This is a genomic window from Acidobacteriota bacterium, from assembly GCA_030949985.1.
GTDB lineage: Bacteria > Acidobacteriota > Polarisedimenticolia > J045 > J045 > JALTMS01.
The window spans coordinates 1-5,382 of record JAUZRX010000116.1 but is presented as its reverse complement, the minus strand read 5'-3'; the positions used below and the strand labels follow the sequence as shown (position 1 = coordinate 5,382).

Sequence of the window (5,382 nt, the reverse complement as noted above, 5' to 3'; positions counted from 1 at the left end):
GTCAAGCCCCACGACCTGAAGAACGCTTTCTGAGCGCGCCCGGCCGGCCCGGCCGATGGATCCCGGGGCGCTCCCGCGCCCGGCGGCGCCGGGAGGGGGGGCCTGCGGGCGCCGCCGGGCCGTCACCGGCGGGCGAGAGGGGTGGCTGCGGAGCGCACCGAACGCGCTCCGGGGGGCTGGCGCCCGGCGGGAGCCCCCCCCGGCCGGGCAGCCAGCAACAACATTGTTCGCTCCACGGTGGGGGGGTTACAGGGGGGAAGGGATCCCTCGGCGCAGGGCGGCATGAGCCAGGCAGGCCACGGATTTGGCGTCGACGATCTCTCCCCGCCGCAGCAGGGCCAGGGCCTGCTCCCAGCCGACCTCGAAGACCTCGATCTTCTCGCCCTCCTCGCAGGCACCGGGACCCGGCTGGAGGTCGTGAGCTTCATAGAGCCAGATCACCTCGTCGGTAAAGCCCGGAGTGGTGAGGATCCGTCCCAGGGGTACCAGGCGCCGACACCGGTAGCCGGTTTCTTCCCTCAACTCACGCTGGGCACACTCTTCCGGCGCCTCGCCGGGACGATCGAGCTTGCCCGCCGGGACCTCGACGATGAAGCCCCCTACCGCGTGGCGGTATTGACGAATCAGCACCACGCGCCCGTCGTCCAGGAAGGGGAGTACGGCCGCCGCTCCCGGATGGCGGATGGTCTCGAGTTCCGCCCGGCCGCCGCCGGGCAGTTCCACCTGCTCGAGGTCGATGCGCAGCAATCGACCTTCGTAGACCCGTTGACTGCGCAGGGTCCTGGCGCGTTCATCCATGGTGCGAACCTCCTCGATCGGCGGGCCGCCCGGGGAACAGGTCGAGAAGCGGCAGCAGGTCGGGGCCTTCGAGCACGTGATCGGCCGCCTCCCTCACCCGGGGATCCTTCGGCTGGTAGGCGATGGCCACGGCCGCCTTTTCGAGGGCGGCCAGATCGTTCCAATGGTCGCCCACGAAGGCGATGCTCCCGGTCGGGCAATCGAAGTCCCGGGCCAGCAGGTCCAGGGCGCGGGCCTTGCCCTCCATGTCGAAAGGCGTCGCCTGCCAGCCGCTGATGCTCCCATCGGCGGCGAAGCGGATGTGGTTGGTGAAAGCGCGATCCACCTCCAGACCGCCGAAGACGACCTCGAGAGTCAAGTCCAGGGTGCCCGAGACGAGGGCCACCAGATAACCCCGCCGCCGCAGGGTCCGCAGGGTCTCCGCCGCTCCGGGAACCGGTGTCAGCTCGCGCCGAATCACCGCGGCGAGGGCTTGCCGGGTCACGCCGGCACGCTGCCAGTCGCCCACGTCGAGGGCCACCCACTCGGCGTACTCCAGACGCCCCTCCACGAAGGCCTTGAAACGTTCCCCGTCGCCCCCCCCCTGCCCCGGCCCGAGGAACTCCTCGTTGAGCACCTGCCAGACGGTCTTGTCTTCCGGATGCCGCACCAACGTGCCGTCGACGTCGAAACAGACCATGCGGATATCCTGTCCCGCCTTCCTCACCTTCGGCTCCTTGCCGGCCGGCGCCTGTTGCCCCGGGGCGTTTCCAGTCTACTTCCGCACGGCCGTGTGCGCGGCACCGACACGCTCCTTGCAGTTCTTTTCTGCGAGCTGATAGTCTTCGCCCTGTCGCAGATTTCTCCCCGGAGGTGCCCGGTGGAGCCTATCGTCGCCATCGCCCAGCAGAAAGGCGGCTGCGGAAAGACCACTCTGGCGACCCATCTCGCCTGGGCTTTCACGGCGGCGGGTCACGCGGTGCTGCTGGTGGATCTCGACCCCCAGGGCCATGCGCGGCGGTGGTTGGCACTCTCGAACGCCCCTTCGCCATCCTCCGGCAAGGTCGAACTCGCGGACGTCCTCGCCCACACACCCTTGACCGGCCAAGGCCCCGGCCTCGGGCAGGCGGTCATGCCGGTGCAGCCGGGACTCGACCTGGCGGGCGGCGAAATCTCCCTCGCCGGCATGGAGCTTTACCTGGCCCGCCTACCGGGCCGCGTCGAGCGCCTGGCGGAACATCTGGCCGACGACGGCCACCGCTGGGAAGTCGTGATCATCGATACGCCCCCGTCGCTCGGCCTGCTGACCATCAACGCCCTGGTCGCCGCGGGCGCGTGCCTGGTGCCTCTTCCCCCGGATCCCTTCGCCCTGCACGGTGCCCGCCGCCTGGCGGCCACGGCCGTCGAAATCGAAGAACAGACCGGTCACCACACCGAACTGCGATTCCTTCCCGTCATGAGCCGCCGGGGGGGACGGCTGACCCGCGAGCTGCTGGCCGAGGCCGAAAAGCGATGGGGCTCCATGCTGCTGCCCCTACGCCTGCACCGCAGCGTGCTCTTCGACCGCGCCGCAGCCCGAGGAAAGGTGGTCGCCCAGACCGCACCCCGGAGCCAACCCTGGCAAGAGGTGATGGCGGTGGCCGACCTCCTGTGGCGGCAGTGGACCGGGTCGGGTGGCAGGGAGCCCCCCGCGTGAAGAGCGGCGGAGGCCGGCGGGATGCGGACCTGCGCCGAGTGGCCAGGCTCTTGCTGGGTCGCCCGTCCCAGGACGGCGTGGAACCGCAGCCGGCGGCCTGCGCAGCGCTCGGCGGAGCTTTGCTGCCCCTGGTGGCGGCCTCGGGAATTTCCTGCGCTCGTGCGCTGGCAGCGGCCATCGGCGCGACGGAGAGCGCCCCCCGAATCCGGCTGATCGAGGACCACCCCACCACGCCCTGGCACCGGCAGGTGGGAGGCGCGGAAGTGGACGGGGCGATTCTGCTGGTATCGATCGACCCCCTGGAGGGAGCCCGGCTGCGCGCCGCCGCGCTGGGAGCCTGCGGCGCCCTGCTCTGGATCGACGACCCTCGACGAGGCCCGGAAGCCCGGCAGGCCCTCGCCACCCTGGGTGAAGGGCTCGCCAGCCATCCCATCGGTGTGGTCGGCGCGGAGAACCTCGGGAGAGAACTCGCCCCGGCCGCCGGACACGCCGGCGCCCTCCTGGCCGACCTGCCGCCATGGTCCCCCGGGCAGCCCCTCTCCCCGCCCCTGCTCGAATTTCTCAGGAACCTGCCTGCCCCGCCGGTCAGCGCCGGCTGGTGTGCGGCCATCCTGGAGACCACCTGCCCCCTCCTGCCTGGCGCAGAATCGTGAATCACAAGGTCTGAACCACAAGAGATGTCCCACCTTCGGGACACATCCCGGCGGCACATCTCGAGACACATGTCCCTTTTGTGATACAGTTTGCCAAGCCCGTGCGGACCAGCCCACGACACAAAACCCTAAGCGACCCTTGAAAGCCAGCGATTGCAACATCTTAGACATGATTCGATTTTCTTACCACCGACCAGGGCCGCTGGCACGATGATTGCTTACTGTCCATTTGCAAAAGCTGTATGCAGCTCTAGAACCGGTCAGTTTCGCTCCCTCCGCCCCGATCGGGACCGAAGCTGGCCGGTTTGCAGTTGCCGGAGGGACGAGCAGGCTGGCTCCGGCGACAGCAAGCCACAGGTGCCCGCTCCCGGCCGGCACATCAAACCCCGCCGCGCATCACCAGCCAGACCCAGTTCAGCAGTACGGCAGCTCCAGCCAGCCACCAGGCTCGTCGGCGCGCGCCGCCCCGCAGGCCGATCCGCAGGCGCGGCAGGCGCAGCAACCAGATCACCCAGGACAACAAGCCGTAGACCGCGCCGGCCAGCGCCAGGCCCACCAGCAGGGGATTCCAGGCCAGGGCCGTGCCGAGCTTCCCCGCGCGCAGCGCCAGCAGACCACGGGTCACCCCGCACGAGGGACAGGCAAATCCCGTCCAGGCGTGAAAGCGGCATGGTGGAAGCCAGGAGGCCAGCAGGTCCAGGGGCAGCAGCACTGCTGCCGCCAGCGCAGCGACGCTGACCAGGGCCAGGACGATCTCCCACTGAGCGGAGGAGTCCTCCACCGGGATCAGCTTCCACGACAGGGGTCCCAGTGCTCCCCGGGCGAGGGGCTGCGGTGACGAACGCGCATTCTCCATCGCACCCATCGTAGCCCGGATCCTGTGCGTCACCGGTGAGCAAGCGGCTTGACCCCGCCCGCCGCCCCTCCTACCGTTGTCCGACGCCTGCCACCGGAGTGGAAATGTCCTTCTGGAAGACACTGGGCGAAGACCTGCACGTCGTCTTCGAAAGAGACCCGGCAGCCCGCACGGGACTCGAGGTAGCCCTGTGCTACCCGGGTGTGCACGCGCTCTGGCTTCATCGCCTGGCCCACGGTTTCTGGCGCAGAGGCATGGTGCTGCTGCCTCGGCTGCTCTCTCACGCAGCCCGTCTTCTCACCGGCATCGAGATCCACCCGGCCGCCCGCATCGGCCACCGGGTCTTCATCGATCACGGTGCGGGAGTGGTGATCGGCGAAACCGCGGAGATCGGTGACAACTGCGTGCTCTACCAGGGAGTGACCCTCGGCGGCGTCAGCTTGCTCCGGGAAAAGCGGCACCCCACCCTGGAAGACCACGTGGTGGTGGGTGCGGGGGCGAAGATCCTCGGTCCGATTCGTGTCCGCCACGGCGCGCGAATCGGCGCGAACTCGGTGGTGATCCGCGACGTGGACGCGGGGGCCACAGTGGTGGGCATTCCGGCGCGACAGGTCCAGCGGCGGGATCCTCGAGCTGCGGAGATCATCACCTTGCACCATGAGCGCATCCCCGACCCCGTGCTCGAAGCCCTGGCCGACGTGCAGCGCCGTCTCGACGCCCTCGAGCACAAGCCGGAAACGGACCCGGAGACCCCCTCGTGACCCAGGCCGAGCACCCTCCCCACTCCCCCCAGGCTTCCCAGGTGGTGATGACCGAACTGGTCCTTCCCGCCGACACCAACAACTACGGCCACATCTTCGGCGGGCGAGTGCTGGCCCTGGCCGACAAGTGCGCGGCGATGGCCGCCATGCGCCACTGCCGCCTGCCGGTGGTCACCGCTTCCTTCGACAGGGTGGACTTTCTCCGCCCGGTGATGGCGGGAATGATCGTCATCCTCACCGGCGTGGTCAACGCCACCTTCCGTACCTCCCTCGAGGTGGGCGTGACGGTGGTGGCCGAAGACCCGGTCACCGGCATGCGCGCCCAGGCCTGCCGCGCCCTGGTCACCCTGGTGGCCATCGACGCTTCCGGCCGTAGCGTTCCCGTCCCGCCCCTCGAGCCCCAGACCGACGAGGAACGACAGCGCGCCGAGCGGGCACGGAAACGCCGCGCTCTGCGCCTGCAGCAGCGCTCCTGAGATCCGCCGCCGGCCGCACGTCGGCGCGCTACGGGTTTCCTGAAGCGCAAGCCTGGGGGTTGGTGTTGCTGCGCGGGTTGCCGCCGGAGTCGCTGCCCAGGGGGCCGGCGCCGCAGATGGCGTCGTCTCCGCGAACGAGGTAGAAGAACCCGTCCCCGGCCGC

General features: G+C 69.7%; 7 protein-coding genes. 4 read left to right on the top strand and 3 right to left on the bottom strand.

Annotated elements, in window-relative coordinates; all coding sequences use genetic code 11:
- Window positions 1–246 precede the first annotated feature (246 nt).
- Window positions 247–798, bottom strand: a complete 552-nt coding sequence (locus Q9Q40_15055; GenBank protein ID MDQ7008538.1) for an NUDIX hydrolase — start codon at window positions 796–798, stop codon at window positions 247–249.
- Entirely contained in the window at window positions 791–1,477 is a 687-nt protein-coding gene (locus Q9Q40_15050) for an HAD-IB family phosphatase (GenBank protein MDQ7008537.1), read from the bottom strand. Before Q9Q40_15050 ends, Q9Q40_15055 begins: the two co-directional genes overlap by 8 nt.
- Window positions 1,478–1,657: 180 nt before the next feature.
- Here Q9Q40_15050 and Q9Q40_15045 point away from each other — a divergent pair, with 180 nt between their 5' ends.
- Together Q9Q40_15045 and Q9Q40_15040 are read left to right on the top strand one after the other, a co-directional pair.
- A complete protein-coding gene (locus Q9Q40_15045; protein MDQ7008536.1) occupies window positions 1,658–2,473 on the top strand; it encodes a ParA family protein in 816 nt (271 codons plus the stop codon).
- Window positions 2,470–3,126 carry a hypothetical protein gene (locus Q9Q40_15040; protein MDQ7008535.1) on the top strand — a complete coding sequence of 219 codons (657 nt, stop codon included), beginning with the start codon at window positions 2,470–2,472 and terminating at the stop codon, window positions 3,124–3,126. The genes Q9Q40_15045 and Q9Q40_15040 overlap by 4 nt, the downstream gene beginning before the upstream one ends.
- 379 nt (window positions 3,127–3,505) lie before the next feature.
- Here the strand turns inward: Q9Q40_15040 and Q9Q40_15035 are convergent, their stop codons facing one another.
- Window positions 3,506–3,991: a DUF2752 domain-containing protein gene (locus tag Q9Q40_15035; GenBank protein ID MDQ7008534.1), complete on the bottom strand. Its 486-nt coding sequence runs from the start codon at window positions 3,989–3,991 to the stop codon at window positions 3,506–3,508.
- A gap of 95 nt (window positions 3,992–4,086) precedes the next feature.
- Here Q9Q40_15035 and cysE point away from each other — a divergent pair, with 95 nt between their 5' ends.
- Both cysE and Q9Q40_15025 read left to right on the top strand, forming a co-directional pair.
- Window positions 4,087–4,743, top strand: a complete 657-nt coding sequence (gene cysE, locus Q9Q40_15030) for a serine O-acetyltransferase (GenBank protein MDQ7008533.1) — start codon at window positions 4,087–4,089, stop codon at window positions 4,741–4,743.
- Window positions 4,740–5,219 (top strand): acyl-CoA thioesterase, encoded by a 480-nt coding sequence (locus Q9Q40_15025; protein MDQ7008532.1) that lies wholly within the window; start codon window positions 4,740–4,742, stop codon window positions 5,217–5,219. The genes cysE and Q9Q40_15025 overlap by 4 nt, the downstream gene beginning before the upstream one ends.
- Window positions 5,220–5,382: the final 163 nt, after the last annotated feature.

Bases quoted from the DNA above. Each gene is read 5' to 3' on its own strand.
- Q9Q40_15055 (MDQ7008538.1), bottom strand. From the start codon at position 798: ATGGATGAACGCGCCAGGACCCTGCGCAGTCAACGGGTCTACGAAGGT.
- Q9Q40_15050 (MDQ7008537.1), bottom strand. From the start codon at position 1,477: ATGGTCTGTTTCGACGTCGACGGCACGTTGGTGCGGCATCCGGAAGAC.
- Q9Q40_15035 (MDQ7008534.1), bottom strand. From the start codon at position 3,991: ATGGGTGCGATGGAGAATGCGCGTTCGTCACCGCAGCCCCTCGCCCGG.
- cysE (MDQ7008533.1), top strand. From the start codon at position 4,087: ATGTCCTTCTGGAAGACACTGGGCGAAGACCTGCACGTCGTCTTCGAA.